Source organism: Peribacillus sp. RS7 (assembly GCF_041956845.1).
Classification (GTDB): domain Bacteria; phylum Bacillota; class Bacilli; order Bacillales; family DSM-1321; genus Peribacillus.
This window is the reverse complement of sequence record NZ_CP168135.1, coordinates 1,051,614-1,073,633: the sequence shown is the minus strand read 5'-3', so window position 1 is coordinate 1,073,633 and position 22,020 is coordinate 1,051,614. Positions and strand designations below refer to the sequence as shown.

At 43.9% G+C, this 22,020-nt stretch carries 12 protein-coding genes and 1 pseudogene; 12 read left to right on the top strand and 1 reads right to left on the bottom strand.

All coding sequences use genetic code 11. The features are described from left to right. From ACDZ29_RS05490 to ACDZ29_RS05440, 11 genes are all read left to right on the top strand, one after another. Positions 1-1,506, top strand: coding sequence for an amidohydrolase family protein (locus tag ACDZ29_RS05490; RefSeq protein WP_375090257.1), 1,506 nt, complete (start codon positions 1-3; stop codon positions 1,504-1,506). Positions 1,507-1,607: 101 nt separating this feature from the next. After that, positions 1,608-3,173, top strand: a complete 1,566-nt coding sequence (locus ACDZ29_RS05485) for a glutathione ABC transporter substrate-binding protein (RefSeq protein ID WP_289314944.1) — start codon at positions 1,608-1,610, stop codon at positions 3,171-3,173. Positions 3,174-3,685: 512 nt separating this feature from the next. Next, complete coding sequence (locus ACDZ29_RS05480) at positions 3,686-4,933, top strand: amidohydrolase family protein (protein WP_375090256.1); 1,248 nt, start codon at positions 3,686-3,688, stop codon at positions 4,931-4,933. A 24-nt stretch (positions 4,934-4,957) separates the two neighbouring features. Next, complete coding sequence (locus ACDZ29_RS05475; RefSeq protein WP_375090255.1) at positions 4,958-6,232, top strand: amidohydrolase; 1,275 nt, start codon at positions 4,958-4,960, stop codon at positions 6,230-6,232. A 5-nt stretch (positions 6,233-6,237) separates the two neighbouring features. After that, complete coding sequence (locus ACDZ29_RS05470) at positions 6,238-7,485, top strand: amidohydrolase (protein WP_375090254.1); 1,248 nt, start codon at positions 6,238-6,240, stop codon at positions 7,483-7,485. Positions 7,486-8,044: 559 nt separating this feature from the next. Next, positions 8,045-9,340, top strand: a complete 1,296-nt coding sequence (locus ACDZ29_RS05465; protein ID WP_289334294.1) for a uracil/xanthine transporter — start codon at positions 8,045-8,047, stop codon at positions 9,338-9,340. 477 nt (positions 9,341-9,817) lie between these two features. Further along, a complete protein-coding gene (locus ACDZ29_RS05460; RefSeq protein ID WP_375090253.1) occupies positions 9,818-9,997 on the top strand; it encodes a hypothetical protein in 180 nt (59 codons plus the stop codon). A gap of 83 nt (positions 9,998-10,080) precedes the next feature. Continuing rightward, a complete protein-coding gene (locus ACDZ29_RS05455) occupies positions 10,081-12,024 on the top strand; it encodes a putative thiazole-containing bacteriocin maturation protein (protein ID WP_375090251.1) in 1,944 nt (647 codons plus the stop codon). Further along, the gene (locus ACDZ29_RS05450; RefSeq protein ID WP_375090249.1) at positions 12,021-13,964 is read left to right on the top strand and encodes a TOMM precursor leader peptide-binding protein; all 1,944 of its coding nucleotides are present in this window, start codon (positions 12,021-12,023) and stop codon (positions 13,962-13,964) included. Before ACDZ29_RS05455 ends, ACDZ29_RS05450 begins: the two co-directional genes overlap by 4 nt. A gap of 23 nt (positions 13,965-13,987) precedes the next feature. Continuing rightward, on the top strand, positions 13,988-15,559 hold the full coding sequence (locus tag ACDZ29_RS05445; protein ID WP_375090247.1) for a SagB family peptide dehydrogenase: 1,572 nt from the start codon (positions 13,988-13,990) through the stop codon (positions 15,557-15,559). A 206-nt stretch (positions 15,560-15,765) separates the two neighbouring features. Beyond that, positions 15,766-17,196, top strand: coding sequence for a PLP-dependent aminotransferase family protein (locus ACDZ29_RS05440; protein WP_375090246.1), 1,431 nt, complete (start codon positions 15,766-15,768; stop codon positions 17,194-17,196). Positions 17,197-17,706: 510 nt separating this feature from the next. Here the strand turns inward: ACDZ29_RS05440 and ACDZ29_RS05435 are convergent. Beyond that, positions 17,707-20,166, bottom strand: a complete 2,460-nt coding sequence (locus ACDZ29_RS05435) for a SpoIID/LytB domain-containing protein (protein WP_375090244.1) — start codon at positions 20,164-20,166, stop codon at positions 17,707-17,709. Positions 20,167-20,355: 189 nt separating this feature from the next. Between ACDZ29_RS05435 and ACDZ29_RS05430 the strand changes: the two are divergent. Beyond that, positions 20,356-21,789 (top strand): annotated as a pseudogene (locus ACDZ29_RS05430) (IS4 family transposase). Positions 21,790-22,020 lie beyond the last annotated feature (231 nt).

Genomic DNA, 22,020 nt, shown 5'->3' with positions numbered 1-22,020 from the left:
ATGAAAACCAAGCTTAAAGGAAGATATGTAATTGGGTATGACGGGTGCGATCATGTCATTTTGGAAAATGCAGAGATCGTTTATGAAAAAGACACGATTCTGTATGTCGGAAAAAATTATCCGGAAGAAGTGGACGAGGTAATGGATGCCGGTAACGCCATTATCAGTCCCGGGTTCATCGATTTAAATGCATTAGGGGACATTGACCATGATATTTTACATTTTGAAGCCGGTTCCAACAGACAGAAAAACCTTCTCTGGTCAGAGAATCATATACAAAGCGGACATCCCGAATTAATGACCGAGGAAGAAGAATCCTTTAAATCTTTATATGCTTATTCACAACTCATTCTTCATGGTGTGACGACGGCCATGCCCATCACTTCCGTTTTTTATAAAAGCTGGGCCGAAACCTATGAAGAATTGGCAGCTGCGGCAAAACATGCAGCTGAATTGGGGTTAAGGATTTACCTGGGACCAAGTTTCCAATCAGGAATGAGAGTCGTCGAGCCTAACGGAAATATAAAACTGCATTGGGATGAAAAGGCCGGGGAAGCGGGATTGCGGAAAGCGGTGGAGTTTGTAGAAAAATTCGATGGAGCCCATGGAGGCATGGTCAGAGGGATGCTCGCTCCAGAACGTATAGAGTCTCAAACTGCAGAGCAATTAAAACAGATCAAATATTACAGTGAAAAATTGGATGTACCGATAAAGCTCCATGCTGCACAAGGAAGTTTTGAATTCAATACCATATGGGAAGCTTATCGTGTCACACCGATCAGATATTTGTACGACCTTGGCTTTCTGGGTCCAAGAACAGGGATACCGCATGCCCATTTTGTTTCAGGATACAGTGGAGCGAAATATGGACAGGGGGATGACTTGGCGCTGCTAAGAGAAACGAATACAACAGTGATTCATTGCCCTCTGATTATCGGGAGGCATGGGGAGGCGTTGGAATCATTCGCTAAATATAAAAGGGCAGGGATAAATATCGCGCTTGGAACGGACACCTTCCCTCCGGATATGTTTCAGAACGTCAGGACAGGCAGCATGCTCTCACGGATGGTGGAAAGAGAAGCGGAAGGCTCTGCATTTGCCGATTTCTTTCGGTCAGCCACTCTTGATGCGGCGGCTTTTCTTGGCAGGAACGATCTAGGCCGCATTGCAGCAGGGGCCAAGGCGGATATCATTGCGATTGATTTGGACAGTTATCATATGGGTGTAATCGATGATCCCATTCGAACCATGTTCGTAAGCGGATCAGGAAGAGACGTTAAATTATCCATCATAAATGGAAAAGTAGTCATGAAGGATCAAAAAATCCCCAATCTTGATTTAATGGAAATCAAATATAAGGGGCAAAAGTATTTCGATAAGATGAGAAGAGGATATATGGAAAGAGATTATCAGAAGCTTCCTGAGAAAGAATTGTTTAAGCCATCATTTAAGGTCGTCGAATCGATAAGCGATACAGAAGTGAAAACCATTTGCGAAAACAAGTAAAGAAAATGAAAAACATAGTAAAGATTTTCAAAATAAATAGTCAGAATATTTCCTATAATTAGATAAATTCTCAATTAAATGAAATCGGGAGGTCGAAGTCGATGGGGTTAAAACGTGGAACAGGAAAGCTTTTTCTAGTCATGATCATGGTTATCATAATTACGGGCTGTTCTTCTAACAATGATGTAAGCAAAACGGCAAATGATCAAAGCAAAGCATCAAACGAAGGGGGTACATTGGTCATTGCCCGTTTGTCCGACGCTGAGAATTTGGATCAGCAGTTCATGTCCACGATTAACGCCGCTAGTGTCACTCACCATAAAATCTATGAAGGTCTTGTACAACGGGATGAGAATAGTGAGATACAGCCAATGCTAGCAGAAAAATGGAAGCAAATAAATGACACGACCTGGGAATTCAAGCTTAGGGAAGACGTAACGTTTCATGATGGCACGCCTTTTAATGCAGATGCAGTAAAAAAGACGTTTGATCGACTATTGGATCCAAAGGTCGCTTCTCCTAGAGCGGTAGTATTCGATATGGTAAAAGAGGTGAAACCGATTGATGAATTTACTGTGCAATTCATTCTGAAGGAACCTTTTTCCCCGCTCCTTTCCATATTGGCGAATCACGAAGGCGGCATCATCAGTCCGAAAACAATTGAAAAGTTTGGCAAAAAGATCATCCAGGAACCGAATGGAACCGGTCCTTTCGTTTTTGATTCATGGTCCCCAGGGCAAGAAATCACATTGATGAAAAACAAAAGCTATTGGGGAGACAAGCCAAAATTGGACAAGGTCATCTTCAAGGTCGTCCCTGAAGATTCCACGAGGATATCGATGATTGAAACCGGTGAAGCGCAGATTGCTGAACCTCTTCCTGTAGCTGTCATGGACCAGGTGGAATCTTCACCGGCAATGGATGTTTACCGCAGTGAAGGGTATGGCACCGAATATTTAGGGTTCAATGTCAATAATGAACCGTTCAATGATGTCCGGGTCAGAAAAGCCATTGCCCATGCCATAGAAATGGATTCGATCATCAAGGGTGTCTTCAATAATGTGGGAGTAAAGGCGAACTCATTGATGGGCTCTAAAGTATTCGGGTACAACGAAGATCTGGAAGCCTATGAATACAATCTGAAAGAAGCAAAGAAACTGATGGCTGAAGCTGGATATTCAAAAGGTTTGGATGCGACCATCCTGACGATGGACAGTAAGGAAAGAGTGAACTTGGCTGAAGTCCTGCAATCCCAACTAAAAGGGATTGGAATTAACTTGAAGGTACAGGTCATGGAGTACGGTTCGTTCGTGGAACAAGTGAATAAAGGGCAATCGGAAATGTTCATCATCAGTTGGAGAAACGCGACCGGAGATGCTGATTATAATCAATATAATCTTTTTCATACGGATTCACAGGGGGCGGCTGGAAATACATTCTTTTACAGCAATCCAAAGGTTGACAGTTTAATAGATGCTGCCAGAAAAGAAAAGGAAGAAGGGAAACGCAAAGAACTATACGCAGAGGCACAGGAAATCGAGATGGGTGACACCCCGTATATTCCTGTAAGGGTCATTGAAAATGTTGCTGCAGTCGCGACAGAAGTAAAAGGGTTTTCGATCAGCCCTTCAGGCTATTTGGATATAAATGACGTAACGATAAAATGACGGTCGAATATAGTTCCTCAACGGTCGAATAAAGTGCTGGGTAGGTCGAATGCTGTGCGTGAACGGCCGAATAATTTGTGGTTTAGGTCGATAAACTGCGTCAACGGCCCAAGACAGTGCAGCGGGTCGAATAAAGTGCTCCGGTCTTCAGGGTTTTTTACTGTAATCCTCATTGGATCGAAGAGATTTGCGACACTCCTGCCGAATTACTGGCTAGCCGAGACCCCACAGGCGCTTGCGCCGAGGATGCTTGGCAGGCAGTCGGCGGAAAGGGAGCGGATCTCTGAAATCAATTGAACTTTTTAAATAAAAAACTGCAGGCAAACTAGTTTTCATAGAGTTGTCTCCAGTCTGAAAGGGTTCATCCATTTTAGGGTGAGCCTTTTTCTTTGGTTAAATCAGAATAAGTAAAAATAACATAAAAATGAGTAAAAATTCTGAAATTATTAAATGACCTTTAGAATTATAATGAAATGGATGCATGTTCAATCTGGAGTGGAAGGGTGAGTTTAATGTCACGATCATATTGGTTGACGAATGTACGCTTGGAAAATGGTTTTACTTATAATGAAAATGAAACGGTTACCGGCACTGAAACCGGAAATTACCACATCAAGATTGAAAATGGAAAAATATCCTCGATTTTATTAGCGGAGGAATCGATAACAGATCAGGATCCACAGCATGATGTTCAAGGTCTCCTGATGGTCCCTTCGTTTAAGGAAATGCATATTCACATTGATAAAACGTACTATGGCGGTCCGTGGAAGGCCTGCATGCCTGCCATAAATGGCGTGAAAACCCGGATAGAGGAAGAGCAGGCTTTACTTCCTGAGTTATTGCCTACCGCTAAAGCAAGAGCAGAAAAAATGCTGGATTTATTATTGAGCTTCGGATCTACCCATATACGCACCCATTGTAACATTGACCCCGTTATAGGTCTGAAAAATTTAGAGGCTACCATTCAAGCGCTCGAAGGATATAAGGATAAATTGACGTATGAAATCGTCGCATTCCCACAGCATGGACTATTACGCAGCAATTCCGCAGGACTAGTAAGGGAGGCCATGAAAAATGGGGCGAATCTGGTAGGAGGCGTGGATCCAGCCACCATTGATGAAAATATAGAGCGGTCTCTTGAAACGATCATGGATATCGCGGTTGAATCGAACTCCGATATTGATGTCCATTTACATGATCCGGATCACCTTGGACTCTTTACCATGCAACGCCTCGCTTCGATGACGGAAGACGCAGGGTGGCAAGGAAGGGTAACGGTTAGCCACGCCAGCGGTTTGGCAGATCTTTCCGTTGCAGAGGCTACGGGTATAGCCGAAAGGTTTTCGGAAACAGGAATATCCATTACATCCACAGTGCCTATCTTCAGAACGATCCCCATTCCCCTGCTCCATGAAAAAGGGGTGAAAGTTGAACTGGGCAATGACAGCATCACTGATCATTGGACACCCTTCGGCATCGGTGACAATCTGGAAAAGGCCGGTCGCCTTGCTGAGAGGTTTCGCATGATTGAGGAACTTTCTTTAGCTAAAAGCCTGCAGTTCATAACAGGAGGGAAGACCCCATTAAACCAAGACGGGGTCAAGGCATGGCCCAATGTCGGGGATGAGGCGAATATCGTTTTGCTTGAAGCTAGCTGTTCCGCGGAAGCGGTGGCCAGAAGGTCAAAGCGTGCCGCTGTCATTTTTAGGGGCAATGTTGTAAGCGGATCTATTTCATCTTTCGAGACGACAGGTGTTTAATCTTCTATTAAAGAGAGTGATTCAATGAATGAAGCATACTGGCTTACAAACGTTACACTTGATAGTGGATTTGTTTTTGAGAATGAAAGAATCGATCGAACAAAGACAGCTTCATACAACATGTATATAAAAGACGGGATCATTGAGGAATTGCAATTGGCTTCAAGTATGCCTTTGAAAACGGAAATGCCCGTCCAAGATGCGGGAAACTTGCTTGCACTTCCGCCTTTTAAAGAGATGCATAACCATCTGGACAAGACCTATTTAGGACTGCCATGGAAATCATGCACTCCTGTTCCGAGTTTAATCGAACGCTTGAAATTAGAAGCGGAAGAGCTTGCCGAACTGGCTGAAACTGGGCGGCTCCGGGCTGAACGGATGCTTCAATTATTGTTGAATGGCGGTGCGACGCATGTAAGGACGCATGTTAACATTGACCCATACATCGGTATGAAGAACTTGGAAGAAATTCAGAAGGCGTTAAGCAGTTTCAAAGGGAAAATGACATACGAGATTGTGGCTTTCCCGCAGCATGGACTGCTAAGAACGAATTCAAAAGGGTTGATGAGACAAGCGATGAAAGAAGGGGCGTCTTTGGTGGGAGGACTGGATCCTGGCGGAGTGGATAATAATATAGAAGCTTCCCTCTATGAAATGATGGATTTAGCTGTTGAATTTGATGCAGACATTGATATTCATATACATGATCCCGGTCATCTTGGTTTTTATACGATTAAGAAACTCGCTTCTTTAATCGATGAAGCAGGCTGGAAAAACAAAGCGGCTGTCAGTCATGCCTTTGCCCTTGGGGATGTTTCCAGTGGGGAATCAAATGAATTGGCCAGTGAATTATCAAACCTAGAGATAGCCATCATGTCCACAGTTCCGATCAACCGGGTCATTCCCCCAATTGATGTACTGCATGAAAAAGGTGTCCGCGTTGCTCTCGGATGTGATGGCTTTTATGACTCCTGGTCCCCATTCGGTACAGGGGATATGCTGGAAAAGGCAGGTCGATTGGCAGAGAGGTACAACTGGAAGGACGAGTATGGATTGTCTCAATCGCTCCAATTCATTACGGGCGGGGTCAGGACACTGGACCATGAAGGAAATCGTTTATGGCCGAACGTGGGAAATGAAGCAAGTATGGTATTCGTGGATGCCTCTTGTGCTGCCGAGGCAGTTGCCCGGAGATCCACGCGTTCTGCGGTCATGGTCAATGGGAATCTGGTCTACGGCGGACTCGACTGTGAATCCGCCTTGAATGTGAAGGGAATGTCTATTTCAAGAAGGGAATGAAGGGCATGAATACAATCTATTGGTTAAAGAATGTTCGTATGGAATGTGGTTACCGGAAAGAGAATGATAGAGTTACAGGAACAATAACCGGTCTATTCCATCTGTTGATGGAGGATGGAAGGATCACGAAGATCGTTAAAGATGGGGAGGCCATACCTAATGAACTGCCAGCGGAAGATGCAAAAGGATTGCTGGCGTTACCCTCCTTCATTGAAAAGCATGTCCATCTTGATAAGACACTGATGGGGGATGTATGGAGAGCATGCACGCCTTCTAAAAGTGTCATTGAACGCTTTGAAAATGAGAAGAGGGTGCTGCCTTCCATTGCAACAAGCACATGTAAACGGGCAGAGTCTTTACTGGAAATACTTTTAGCTTCTGGCTCTACACATGTACGGACCCATGTTGATATCTACCCGGAAGTGGGATTGCAGAACTTAGAGCAAGTCCAAGAGGCGCTTGCTGGCTATTCCAATAGACTCAGTTCAGAAATAGTCGCATTTGCGCAGCACGGATTGTTGCGGTCGGGGTCTGTCCAGCTTGTCAGGGAGGCATTGCGAAACGGAGCGGGAATCGTCGGGGCAGTCGACCCAGCCACAGTCGATAACAATATTGAAGCTTCGCTCGTGCAATTGATGGATTTGGCAGTGGAAGCGAACGCTGATGTGGACCTGCATTTACATGATCCCGGCCACTTGGGCACGTTCACCATGAAACGTTTGGCAGCCCTGACCAAGCAAGCAGGCTGGGAAGGAAGGGTAGCATTAAGCCATGCGTTTGGCATAGGGGACGTATCCAGGGAAGAAGCCTTTGAGCTGGCTGACATCCTTAAGGATGCGGGGATTTCCATCGTCACAAGTGTCCCTATTAACAGACAGATGCCCCCTGTTGGTTTATTACATGAAAGAGGGGTTGAAGTATCAGTAGGGAATGATAATATCTTTGATGTATGGTCACCTCTAGGGAATGGTGACATTCTAGAGAGAGCCGGCAGGCTGGCAGAACGCTTCAAATGGATTGATGAAGTTTCCCTCTCCCGAACACTCGGGTATATAACGGGCGGAAAAACCCCATTGGACGAAAAGGGTAACCAGGTATGGCCGAAAGTGGGGGATGCAGCAAGCTTGGTGTTAATTGACGCAAGCTGTTCTGCAGAAGCAGTTGCCAGGCGTTCTGAACGTAAAGCGGTCATTTACAAGGGTAACTTGGTTTCCGGTTCACTATATAAACAAAAGCAGTCAATAGACTTGTAGGGCTAACCCAAGGATCTCTGGATACTTCCGGATTTCCTTTTTCTTTTGGGGATTGAAAGTCTCTGAATGCAGGTAGTCTGCCATGTTCGCTCCCGTATACTTTTACTTACTGTAATTTTTTTTGCTATATTGGTTAAGGACTTGCTTCCCATGTCATTATGTTTTTGCCCTATATGATTTAAACAGGATAAAATGGACTACGATTCCAAAAGGGCTGGTTAACAATAATCTCTACTATCAAATTAAAGGGTTTGGCTTCCGCTAGTCCATTTGCCTTGTAATCGAGTCCAGCCAACAAATTAGCAAGAAGCCGCGGCCTTTGTTACTATTAATGGTAAACGCTGTCATTTTTGCATCGAATCTGCATCTTTATTTTGGCATGATGATGGCAGCAGAACCGCAAAGCGTAAGAGGACTTTGATCCCTGTGTTGCCATGTGTTCAAGAAATGGCAATCTGGGGACCGCGTCCATTAGCATGGTGTTGTCCTATGAAGGGCGATTAAACCATGTATTCACCATGAGCTTAAAAAAGTATCATGTTCAAAGGAGATGGAATCTATGAAAAGTTGGAGATCTTCCGTGACTCTATTTTCTTCTTTTCAATGGTTGTTTTTTATTTTTGCAAATACGGTAGTGGTGCCCATATCGATTGGCGCAGCTTTTGATCTTCCTCCCAATGTTACGGAGATGACCATGAGAAGCTCGCTCATTTTCACCGGGATCGCTTGCGTGATTCAGGGTTGGAAGGGACATAAGTATCCCATTATGGAAGGGCACTCCGGTCTATTGTGGGGAGTGATGCTGAATTTAGGGTTATCTGCACCATCCATAGGGCTCGGTTATGCTGAAATAGGAGGGGGAATAGCTACTGGTCTCATTGCAGCCGGTGTCGTGACCCTCATTATATCTGGCTTCAACCTGATTTCTTATGTCCAGAAGATTTTTACGCCCATGGTCATGACCGTTTACTTATTCCTTCTGACGTTCCAGCTCATTTTTGTCTTTTTTAAGGGGATGCTGGGGATTACGGAGGATGGGGAAATTAACATCCCGGTCAGTTTCCTATCATTGGGGATTGTCTTTTTAGTAAGTATATTAAAAATAAAAGGACCAAGGACCATAAGCAATTTCTCCATTTTGATCGGGATTGTTGTGGGGTGGATTTTTTACTCGCTGCTATTTCCAGAGGACGGGGGAGAAATGGGATCGACGGGTGCCTCTTTTTCCTTGTTCCCATTAGGCACACCAAACCTGGAATTCGGGATAATAGCGATTTCTTTTTTTGCAGGCTTACTGAATTTGTGTAACACGTTCGCTTCCATTCAAGCCGCATCCGAGTTAATGGGGGATGACGCTGACCACAAGCAGTATCGAAATTCTTTATTCATGACTGGCGGATTTACCATTTTCGCTCCGGTGCTTGGCCTTGTGCCGTATACACCTTTCACTTCATCCATCGGATTTTTGCAAAGCACGCAAATCTATGAGCGGAGGCCCTTCTTATTCGGAGGCATGTTGTTGACCATGATTGGTCTCATACCTCCGTTTATCTCTTTCCTGGCCAGCATGCCAATAACAGTCGGGAACGCTGTATTGTTCGTCGCTTACCTTCAACTGTTTGGAACGGCTTTCAACAGCGTCAAGGGTCAGCATTTCACTTCAGACACGATATTCAGGCTTGCCGTACCAGTATTGATCGGAGTGAGTTTGATGAATATCCTGCCCAATGCATTTGCGGGCGTTCCCACGCTTTTACAGCCCTTTTTGACGAATGGGCTCATAATGGGTGTGTTAATATCAATCGTGCTGGAAAAATCGGTAAACTGGAATCGCTATGAACAACTGCAGAACTAAGGTGACTTTTCATGCATATCCTGATGACCGATCGATATGGCCTATACATAAATGATCCTCCATTGAAGTGTCTTGTAAGGACTTAATTTAAGAGGTGAGCATGAAAACCGGAAGGATATTATCCTTCCGGTTTTCTGCTTTTTCATTGGGTTTTTAATGGTGATCAGGCATTCGACGTGAACGGGATTTAGTAAAAATAGGCTTTTTAATCAGTGGCAATACCCACTCCCCTTACATATTTTGTTGGAGGGATACTTGACGTGGTGTTAATTCCCTGACCATTTCGTTCCGGTTTTTTTATCTATTCCAAGCACTACCTTATAAATAATACACGGAGGTTATATAAAATGTATGAATTTCAAAATCAATTGCAAAACCTGAATGTCGATGATTTCCAGGTGACTCAGCCAGTTTCTTGGGAACAAGTCCCTCAGCAGTATTCCATGGAAGATTCTCGTCAATTTGGTTTAGGTTGTTTTGGCTGTTTCTTGTGTTTTGGCTGCTTTGGATGTGGAGGATGCGGCGGTCGTTGTGGTCGTTGTGGTGGATGCGGACGTTGTGGAGGATGCGGTGGACGTTGCGGACGTTGCGGCCGTTAAGGTTTCAGGTCTAATAAAGAAAAGTCCCTGCGGTGCAGCAGGGACTTTTCTTTATTAGACATAAGGGACAAATTGTCGTACATAGGATTAAAGTGAAGTGCTGAAGCAGAACGTAGAATGCTTCGGGTTAGGAGGAGCGGAATGGTGAATTTGACCCCTTCTATGCGTTTGAAAGTGAAAAGGGATACGTTTTTTCTACCGGAACCAAACAGAGGTGTTTATTTCAGGAATAACATAAGTTCGTTCCGAATGGAGGGCAGCACGATCGTCCAATGGATTGAAAAGTTATTGCCGATGTTCAACGGGGACCATACATTAAGCGATTTGATGGATGGATTGCCTGGCCCGTATCGGAACCGTGTCATGGAAATTGCCGAGGTTTTGTACGCGAATGGGTTCGTTCGGGATGTAAGTCAGGACAGTCCCCATCAATTAGGGGATCAGGTTCTTGAAAGGTATGCTTCCCAAATCGAGTTCCTCGACAGCTACAGCGATTCCGGGGCATACCGTTTTCAAGCTTATCGAAAGGGAAGGGCTCTGGCAATAGGTTCTGGCCCACTGTTCCTTTCATTGGTGTCCGCGCTGATCGAATCCGGACTGCCCACATTCCATATCCTCATTACGGACACGGTACCGACCAATAGAGAAAGATTGAAGGAAATCGTTGCACATGCGCGTAAGTCGGACGAAGAGGCAGCGATAGAGGAGGTCGTGCTTGAGAAGGGAGCAGGGATTGAATGGCAGGAGATCGTGCGGCCATTCGACTCGATATTATATGTGTCACAGGAGGGTGATATTAAGGAATTAAGAGAACTTCATTCGGTTTGCAGGCAAGGGAAAAAGGTCCTGTTTCCTGCATTGATCATCAATCAAATAGGTATGGCTGGCCCGCTTGTCCATCCGGATTCCAAAGGATGTTGGGAGTCAGCGTGGCACCGTTTACATCAAACTGTGCTGGAAAAGGATCAGGCTTCGACTTCTTTTTCCTCCACAGCCGGAGCGATGTTAGCCAATATAATGGTATTCGAGTGGTTCAAAGAGGCTACAGGTATTACAACTGCAGAACAAGCCAATCAATTCTATCTGTTGGATATGGAAACATTGGAGGGAAAGTGGCATCCATTCATTCCCCATCCGGGGGTGACGGGAAAAGGGGCTGCTAAATGGATTGAAGATTTTGATCAGCGGCTCGAACAGAAATCGGGCCGGGGTGAGCCGGGAAAAGTGTTCATGCATTTCAGCCGGTTGACATCGGCGGAATCCGGAATCTTTCATACTTGGGAAGAGGGCGATTTAAAACAGCTGCCGTTGGCTCAATGCCGCGTTCAGGTTGTTGATCCGTTGTCGTCCGGTCCAGCCGGACTTCTGCCTGATATTATCCGTTCAGATTTGACGCATGAGGAAGCGCGGAGGGAAAGCGGTCTGGCAGGGGTTGAAGCATATGCATCGCGGACACTCATCCAGCTCATTCAGACTCTTCCTCCGATTGAGGGAGCAGGCGAAATAAAGGAATCGATCGGTGTCGGAGCAGGGGAAACATTTGCTGAATGTGTTTGCCGTGGGCTGCAAAGCAGTTTAGATACAGAGTTTGGAAATAAGGAGTTCAACCAGGAGAAACTTGTGTCGGTGCAGTTGGCCGATGTGGGTGATGAACGCTGCCGGTATTATTTACAAGCGTTGACCCGGCTGCAAGGAGATCCAATCATCGCGTTGGGTGAGGAAGTGTCCGGTTTCCCAGTTGTTTGGGCAGGAACGAGCGACGGCTGGTCTGGCGCTGTCGGTTTGAATGTAACGATCGCATTACGGAACGCGCTGCAAAAGGCAATCATGAAAGTTCAGAACCAGACCGTTTGCCTCACAGCTCCAGATCTAGTGGCATCGTCTGTTCTTAAGGAAAAAAAGGTGAATCTTGTGATTCCTTCGTGCGAGATAACAGGGAATTCCGAGATAGTACAGTCCGCCATTCAAGTCCTGAAGAAGAATAAGAAGCGGATTTTCGTTTTCGAATTAGAACTGGAACCATTCTTTAAGGAAGAACTGGCAGGTGTGTTTGGGGTATTTTTGCGAAAGGAGGAATCAGGGTGAAAACTGACGTATTGGTTGTCGGGGAAGGAGTGTTGGCCGACCATGTTCATGGGGACCTGTCCGGCCAATATCAGGTCAATCGCCAAACCGATTTCGAGGCAGGAATACCGCAAACGACGGCTTTGGTCCTTGTGCTTCAAGATGCTTGGAACCCCACGGTCCATCAAAAGGCGGAAGAGGTGATAAGAACAGCTGGCATTCCATGGCTGCGGGGGTTCGTATCATTTGGAGAGGGAGTGGTAGGTCCGCTGGTGCGCCCAGGTATTACAGGTTGCTCACAGTGTGCAGACCAAAGACATTTCATGGCCGGGCGTGATCGTAAAGAAATGTGGGGAATCCGCAAACAGCTGCAAGAAAATGGGGGGATACAGCGTGATGCGGCGGCATCACGCACAGGCCTTTTGCAGATGGCTCACCTGATTGGTGCAGAGGTAAGGAAGGTGATGAAGGGAGAACACGCCAATTCGGAAGGACGTGTATCATTAATCAATCTGAAAACGCTGAACGGCTCGTGGCACTCGTTTTTACCTGATCCCTTGTGTCCTGTTTGCAGCCAATTACCTGATGACTCGAAGGATCGTGCAAGGATTTCGTTACAGCCAAGTCCGAAAATAAGTCCCGACAGTTACCGGACCCGTTCAATGGATGATCTGAATGAAGTTCTGGCCAAAGATTACTTGGATCACCGCACAGGATTCTTGAATAATAAAATGATAGACCTTGTGCCGCCATTTGCCGATGTAAGTGTTAATTTGCCTTTGTTCATAGGAGATGAGGGGGCGGCAGGCCGGACTCTCTCATACGCCGTCAGTGAGATGACTGCCATATTGGAGGGATTGGAAAGGTATTGCGGAATGGAGCCCCGCGGCAAACGGACAGTCATACATGACAGCTACAGTAACCTGAAAGATCATGCGCTCGATCCCATCAAGATAGGGGTGCACTCGAAGGAACATTATGCCCAGAAGGATTTCCCTTTTCGACCGTTTGATCCTGACCGCAAGATAGATTGGGTGTGGGGCCATTCATTTTTGCAAGAGCGGCCGATCTTGGTCCCGGAATTGCTTTCCTATTACAGCTTGGGCTGCGGAGATGGATTCGTCTATGAAACTTCCAATGGCTGTGCATTAGGGGGAAGTTTGGAGGAGGCCATTTTCTACGGAATCATGGAAGTGGTGGAACGTGATTCGTTTCTGCTGACCTGGTACGCGCAGTTGCCCCTCGCACGTCTTGACCCCTATTCTGCAAATGACAAAGAACTGGAATTGATGATTGACAGGGCAAGGGCGGCAGCGGGGTATGATATCCATTTGTTTAATGCCACCATGGAACACGGTATACCAAGCGTATGGGCGTTGGCAAAAAACAGGAAACAAAAAGGATTGAATCTCATATGTGCGGCAGGGGCTCATCTGGACCCGATCCGGGCGGTGAAAAGCGCGGTCTTCGAGTTGGCAGGTATGATGCTGACCCTTGACGATAAATTGGAAGAGAACCAGGAGGAGATTGAGAAAATGCTGCATGATTCCTCACTGGTACGGAAAATGGATGATCATGGCATGCTGTACGGTTTACCGCAAGCCGAGGAGCGACTGCAATTTCTGCTGGATGCTGACCGGCCGATGCGAACATTCGATGAAGAATTCGGGAAAAAGGTGAATCATTCGGACTTGACCGAAGATCTGCAGGATATCCTTCAGGAGTTCCGCCGATTGAAACTCGAGGTGATCGTGGTGGATCAGACGACACCGGAGATTGAACGGAATGGATTACATTGCGTAAAAGTGCTGATCCCGGGGATGCTGCCGATGACATTCGGCCATCATCTTACCCGCATAACGGGGCTTGAGAGGATACTGAGGGTTCCGATGGAACTTGGATATGCAAAACGGCCGCTTGAATTCGAACAGATCAATCCGCATCCGCATCCTTTTCCATAAGCGGTGACTTAGGAGGTAGGAGGATGAGTCTAGAGGCATTTCTGCACAATTTGCATTTTGACATCGAAAAGGCAAGTCCGGCGGATTGGGAAGTGGATTGGGATGATGCACCGCTAACGTATAAGATTTACCGTGACTTGCCTGTTTTTCCACTATCACTGGAGGTGCCGCTGACGCTTGAGGGGGGCAATGGGCCTACAAAGCTGGACCTCGAAGGAATCGGTCATTTCCTCTGGTATGCATATGGCCTGACCCAAGTCAGTCAGGTACCGAGATCCTCGGAATCCGAGGACCTCATGCAGTCATTCCGGCGTTTTCCGCCATCAGGGGGAGGTTTGTACCCAAGTGAATTGTACGTGTACTTGAAGATGGAGGAAGTGCCTGCTGGCGTATACCACTATGATGCGGCACACCACCGGTTGGTATTGCTGCGGGAAGGGGATTTTGATTCATATGTAACAAAAGCTCTTGGTGAAACCTTTGATATGACCTCATGTTTTGGGACGGTTTTTATATCGACGATGTTTTGGAAAAACTTCTACAAATATAATAATTTTTCATACCGCCTGCAAGGTCTGGATGCGGGCGTGCTCATTGGACAGTTACTCGAAGTGGCGAAACGGTTTGGAATCGCATCTGGGGTTTGCTTCCAATTCCTTGACCGGGCCATCAATCATCTGCTCGGGCTTTCGAAAGAGGAGGAGAGCACGTATGCGGTGATTCCCTTATCGGCAGAACCAGCATTTTGGTGTACGGATGAAAGCTACAGTGACGGACATGTCACTTCGACGGAATTATGCAGGGAATTGACGGGGATTCAGCCTGAACACTATGTTCGGTCGAAGAGGATCAGGGAATTTCCGATGTTAACTAAAATGAATGAAGCATCCATGATCGAGTCCACCCAATCATTCCGGCCGATTGATCCAAAGAATGGGGCCGAATGCGAAGGGCATGTAGTAACCCTACCTATCGTTAAAAGGTTATCCCATGATTTGGCAGCGGTTTGCCGAAAGCGGTTTTCACCTGAAATGGACTTCGCTCTAGGGAAAGTCAGTCAACTGCAACTGGCGGCTCTCCTGCAGGAGGCAACCGCCTCGTTCTCCTATCGAAATGATTTGGATGGAACAAACGAGAACAACGAACATCGCGTTTCCTTATATGTTTGTTTGTATAATGTGGAAGACATTCAAGATGGTGCATACCATTATGACAGCACGACACATTCATTACGACAGATACAATCAGGAGATCATCGGCTCCAATTGCAATACGGAATGTCCCTGGATATCATGAACTTTCAGCAAGTGCCGATCTGCATACATGTAGTTGGCGATCAAGATCATTCCAAAAAGCAGCTTGGATATAGAGGGTACCGCATCCAGCAAATGGAGGCAGGTATGCTCGTACAGAAATTACTGATAGCGGCCTCAGCCCTCGGAATGAACGGGCACCCGCTGCTCGGCTTTGATGTGAATATGTGTGATGAACTTTACAAAATCGGTGGTGGTCCTCAAGGAAAAACGAGCCTTATCCAAGTCCCAATCGGCCACTATCGGAATCGTCCTTGGCTGAAGGGGAGTCTGCATTGTTGACAAAGATGAAACGAAAGCCTCCATTTCATTTAAGAAATGGAGGCTTTCGTTTTTATTTTGTAGTGCAGCTTCTATCCCTAAGAGTGCAATAATCTCTACTGAAGATTATACTGAAATAAAAGATTTTACTACTTTTGGGAATGAATAAGTATATAAAGTTAATAATTTTGTACGCTTTTAACTAAACATTTTAAAGGATGTAGCTTATGGAATGGAAAACTGACAGAAAATCCAAGAAGCCTTTATATAAACAAATAGCAGCTTACATCGAGAGTGGCATTGCTGATGGAACATTTTTATTGGATAAGCCGCTACCGTCTGAACGCTTCTTGGCAAGTGAACTGGGAGTTAACAGAAGCACAGTTGTTGCGGCTTATGATGAATTGGAAGCAAATGGGCTAGTTGAACGAAAAAAAGGAAGCGGAACGATGATCAGCAAGGATATCTGGGGAATTACCCGAAAACGTATACCTAGTTGGAATAGATATATCGAAGCGGGTTCTTTTTTGCCCAATATGCCAGTAACCCAAAGAATTCGTAAAGAGACGGAAGGGCATAACCTTATTAACTTAGCTAGTGGGGAACTTTCAGAAGACTTATTTCCAGTCCAATCCTTACGTGAAATCATTTCTAATAGGTCCTTCATTGGTAGCTTAGGTTATGATCACCCTCAAGGCAATGCGGTTTTAAGGGAAACAATAACCAAACATGTTAAACAGTATAGGAGAATTGACACGCATCCATCTTCTATACTCATTACTTCGGGTGCACAGCAAGCCATACATCTGGTGGTCCAATGCTTGTTAAAGCCAGGAGATGCCGTTGTATTGGAAGATCCATCATATAGTTACAACCTTCCCATCTTTCAATCCGCGGGGCTAAGAATTTTTCCTTTACCAGTTGATAAAGATGGAATCAACCCAGAGGATTTACTGGAACTCCATAAAAAACATCGGATCAGGATGATCTTTTTGAACCCTGTATTTCAAAACCCTACAGGAACTGTCCTTCATATCAACCGTCGTAAAAGAATTCTTGAACTTTCATCCGAATATGGAATACCGGTCATAGAAGACGATCCTTATAGTTTAACTTCCTTTACTGGGGAAGAAATTTCCACGCTTAAATCGATGGACAACAACGGAAATGTTTTGTATATAAGCTCTTTGTCAAAAATTGTTGCTTCCGGTTTAAGAATTGGGTGGATTATAGGACCGAAACCAGTTATAGAGAGACTATCTGATGCTAAGCAGCAGGTTGACTTCGGTCATGGCTCATTCACTCAATGGATAGCAAACGATTTTTTGGATTCAGAGTATTTTCCTGCCCATATTGCCTACTTAAGGGGCCAACTGAAAAAAAGAAGGGATGCAATGGTTTCGAGTCTTCAACAATTCCTGCAAAAAAAAGTTGATTATAATTCGCCAAATGGTGGAATTCATTTGTGGTGTAAGCTGAAAGTGCCATTGAACGAAATAAAGTTACTGGAGGAATCCATCAAAAGAGGAGTCATATACGTTCCGGGTTCAACACTAGGTACAAATAAGGAATACGTACGCTTTACTTTTGCAAGGGAAAATGAGGAATCCATTCACGAAGGCATCAAAAGGTTTGCAGAGGCTGTAAAAAGTTTATAATCATATGCTTTGATATTCACGAGAGAGAGTCATGATGATTCCAGACTGTAGACAAACTTGTTCGGTTTGCCTGCAGTTTTTTAATTAAAAAGTTCCGTTGATTTCAGAAATCCGCTCCCTTTCCGCCGACTGTCTGCCAAGCCTCCTCGGCGCTTGCGCCTGTGGTGTCTCGGCTAGCCAGTAATTCGGCAGGAGTGTCGCAAATTTCTTCAATCTAATGAGGGTTTCATCCACATACCCATCAAGCTAAGATATATTTGTATCCCCATAACGAAAAAATTCTTTTTCTATTAATTAATTTTACAGAAAAAGTAGCTCTTTTTTCGTTTTGGAGTGTTTTATATTTTTTATCTTGATGGCGATGCGGTGGGGACCCCAATAAGGTGCTGTTTCAGACTGAATTTTCTATCGGAAATGAAATATATAGAAAAAGACCATGACTATTAAAAAATCATGGTCTTTTTCAGTGCTCACCAAATTTTGATTAGGGCTTTTCACTGATTGATTTCGTTATCGGACGTTCGTTAGGTATTTTGCATGCACATAACCTGTTCCCTTACCGTACTGAATTTTGTACCAAGAGCTACTCTTATTAATTACGGTAACGATTTGGTTTTTCTTCAAAGAGCCAAGAACTTTCCCAGATGTGGTTGGTTTGGAACGGACATTCAACTTCGTAGCATTGACCTTACCAGTCATATTCTTCGCTGCCGGTTTGTTTAAAGTGTAGGAAGTCGTCGTTGTACGTTTGTTCTGGCTTGGATCAATCGCTGTAATGGTAAACGTATACTTTCCGTTCGATACCTTTGATACATTCCATGATGCACTTTGGATACCGGCATTGTTTGTAGCATTATTGGTTAGTGTCGCCACGGTTTTGTCTTTTGCATCTTTTACTTGAACGGTTACCTTCGCCTTTTCATTAATCTCATACTTCAAAGCAACATTACTCGTTTTTGAATCATATGAGGTTTTTATATTATTAATGGAAGGTGCCGTTATATCGGGTTTCGTTAAAGTAAATGGAACCGTTGCTGAGCTTTTATTTTGATTGCTGTCGATCGTTGCAATTTCAAATGAGTACTTACCGTTCATAACCTTCGATACATTCCACGATGTCCATTGGACACCGGCATTTTTCTCTGCATTATTGATCGGAGTAGCTTGGATTTTGCCTTTTGCGTCTTTTACTTGAACGGTAACCTTTGATTTTTCATTGATCTCATACTTCAGGAAAACTTTATTTGTTTTTGAGTCATATGAGGTATTTGTATTTTTAATAACTGGAGCCGCTGTGTCAGGCTTTGTTAATGAAAATGGAACAGATGCTGAACTTGCATTATTACTACTATCAATCGCTTTAACTTCAAAGGTGTATGAACCGTTACTTACCTCTGATGCATCCCAAATGGCTAATTGCGATCCTGACGGCTTTTGATCCCCTTTGACAAGAGAAGCGATGATTTGCTCTTTTTCATCCTTAACTTCCACTGTCACATTCGCTTTTTCATTTGTATCAAAGGTTATTTTGACTTGGTTTGTTTTAGAATCGTAATGGGCTTTTAAACTATTAATCATTGGTGCTGTTTCATCTTTAGGTGCGGGATCCGGAGCTGGTGTTGGAATTGGCGTTGGAATGATAGGTGCCGGTTCTGGCTTGACTGGTTCTACTTCTTCAGGCTCGGGCTTATAAGCTTGTTTTAAGCTTGTCCCTTCATAATAGAAAGCAAGAATCTCGCGATACGTATTTCCCTTTTCGCCAGCCTTTTTCGCGCCATACTGACTAAGTCCGACACCATGGCCGTATCCCTTGCCTGAAACGTTAATCGCATCCCTTGCAGTATCCACTTTGTCTACTAAAAAGCTTTTCATGATGCCCAGACCGATAATGTCTCTAATTTTCGAAGCCGTTACATCTTCTAATATTACACTTTGCTGTAGCGCTTTCCCCTTTTCTTTCACCATAAATTCAATCTTTATACTTCCTTTACTCACCCTGCCGCCACTTGTTAGTGCGTGAAGGGATAGGTGAGGGACAGCCGTTATTTTAATGTCTTTGCCGGTATATCCATTTTTCTGTAGCCATGCTCTTATATTAGAAATTACTGGTGTTTGTTCAGCTTCCTTGGTATTAGCCCACCATGTATCTGCTTTTGTCAAATCTAAATTTGCAAGGTCTATTTGTTGCTTTTTTACACTAAAACTCCACACAGTTTGCGGATCATATGGATCGTCTTTGACCATTAAATATGGTAGCTCTGTACCAATCCAAACATTATTGTTGGACTCGGTTTTCCCTCCATTGCTAGAGGAAAAAAGAGCATCTGAACCTATATGTTGTTTTTCACCATAACCGATGACCTGACCTTCTGTTGCTTTAACAGCTTTTGTTGAGTTTTCGTGCCAAGTGTAGCCACCGTATACCTGGTAACTCATTGTGTCATCGGGCGTTCTGTTGATGTAGCTCATCGCATAGGTTCTTGCCGCAACAGCCTGTGCCTTTAAGGCTTCCTGATTCCATAAAGCCGGCATTTCAGCTGGAACAACCCCTTTTAAATAATCTTCAAGACCAATTGAGTTATATGGACGGATGAATTTCCCATCTTCCATAATAAAACGTAAACTACCTAAGTATGTACGCCCATTAATCGAAAGTGGACCGTTCCCTGTTTCAGGTTTCACTTCAATCTCAGAAGCTTTGCCTATTTCTTTTGAATCTGTCAGAACAACAATGTCCGTACCGCTGACCCTCAACGTATACTTCTTGTTCGATTCTAGTTTTACATTTGCTAGATTCGTAGTGTACGTGACTTCCGGTTCGACGGTAATCTCGGATTTATTACCAAGATAGCCTTTTAATTTAACCTTAATGATCGGATCGGCTGCCGCCTTAACAGACATTTCTGGAAGTAAAGATAGCATGAGAACGAGTGTAACAAACATCCATATTCCATTCCGTACCTTTTTCATTGAATAACCTCCTCATAATTTGGAAATTTATTAAAATAATAGTATATCATCCATAATGAGACATTAGTCGATATTTTACTATTTTAGGGGTCCCACCGCATGGCCGTTAAGCTAAGGTGAATTTGTATCATCATAACGAAAAAAACGCTATTCTTTTTGTAGAAATATACAGGAAGGATGGCGTTTTCTATGAGTTTTTCTGTTTCAGACGAAATGAATCTCTTTTCTCAAGAACTTCAAAACTACTTATCTCCGTCTTCTCTACAACAATTAGCTAAAGAAGTTGGTTTTGTTCAACGTAAAAGTAAATATCAAGCACAAGAATTAATTGCTTTATGTGTATGGCTTAGTCAACAGGTTGCGAGTACGCCACTCACACAATTTTGTAGCCATCTCGAAGCATCTACAGGTGTCCTCATGAGCTCCGAAGGGCTTAATCAACGATTTAATGGTTCAGCCGTACAGTTTCTTCAACAAGTTCTAGCTAATCTTCTCACTCAAAGAATTCATTCAACACAAGAAATACTTCACCCATACTCCACGACTTTTAATCGTATTCGGATCCTAGATTCTACAACATTTCAACTTCCAGATAAGTTTGCCTCACATTATCAAGGTTCTGGCGGAAGCAGCCATACCGCAGGTGTTAAAATCCAACTTGAATATGACTTATTGAGTGGGAAGTTCCTTCACGTTTATGTAGGAGAAGGGAGAGAAAATGATAAAACCTTCGGTTCAACGAGTCTACAAATCATTCAACCGAAAGACTTATACATAAGGGATTTAGGGTATTTCGACTTACATGACTTACAGAAAATGAATGATGAAGGTGCTTACTATGTCTCACGTTTGAAGTTAAATTCTCGTATCTATCGTAAGAACGATAAACCAGAGTTTTTTCGAAATGGGACTGTGAAGAAAGGTACTCTCTTTATTCAGTTAGACACGGAAGAGCTTATGAATCAATTACAACCTGGTCAAACACTCGAAATTTCAGAAGCATACATCGAACTGTATCAAAAACTACCCGCCCGAGTGTTATTCATCGACTAACTGAGGCACAAACAGAGAAAAGATTGAAAGAACAAGCAAAAAAAGAAAAGAAGAAGGGCATTACCTATAAAGACCGAAGCAAACGATTAAGTGGAATGAACGTATATATTACAAATCTTTCTTTAGAAGACGTTCCAACGGAACATATCCATGACCTGTATTCGTTACGTTGGCAGATTGAAATTCTATTTAAGACCTGGAAATCTTTCTTTCAAATTGACAAGTGCAAAGAGATCAAAAGGGAACGCTTAGAGTGTCACTTGTATGGGCAACTGATTAGCATTTTACTCTGTTCCTCTACCATGTTTAAAATGCGTCAGTTACTTTTAGACATGAAAAAGAAGGAGTTAAGTGAATATAAATCTATCTATATGATAAAAGACTATTATTTATTGTTTTATCAAGGATTACAAAAGGACACCCAAGAACTATCAAAGACTTTTCTCCGTCTTGTTTTACCTTTTGGAGAAAAACGGACGGAAATGTCATCGTTATAACAAGAAAACGGTCTTCGATATCTTAGGTGTTGTCTATGATTATTCGATGTCACAAAAACTCAAAGTTGCCTAATACTTTTTAAAAAAACCTATTTAATAGGTTTTTTTGTCATGCACAATTTTAGTATTACTGTAGCAAAATAAAGAGAACGCACTTTCAAATTAACTCTTGGCAGGTTAGCTTGATGGCGATGGGGTTTCATCCATAAAAAGTAAAAAAACATGAAGGATAACCCGGTCTTCTTTAAAATCATGGTTCAGGATGAGACCATTACGAACCATGATTTTAAAACAAAGTTGATCG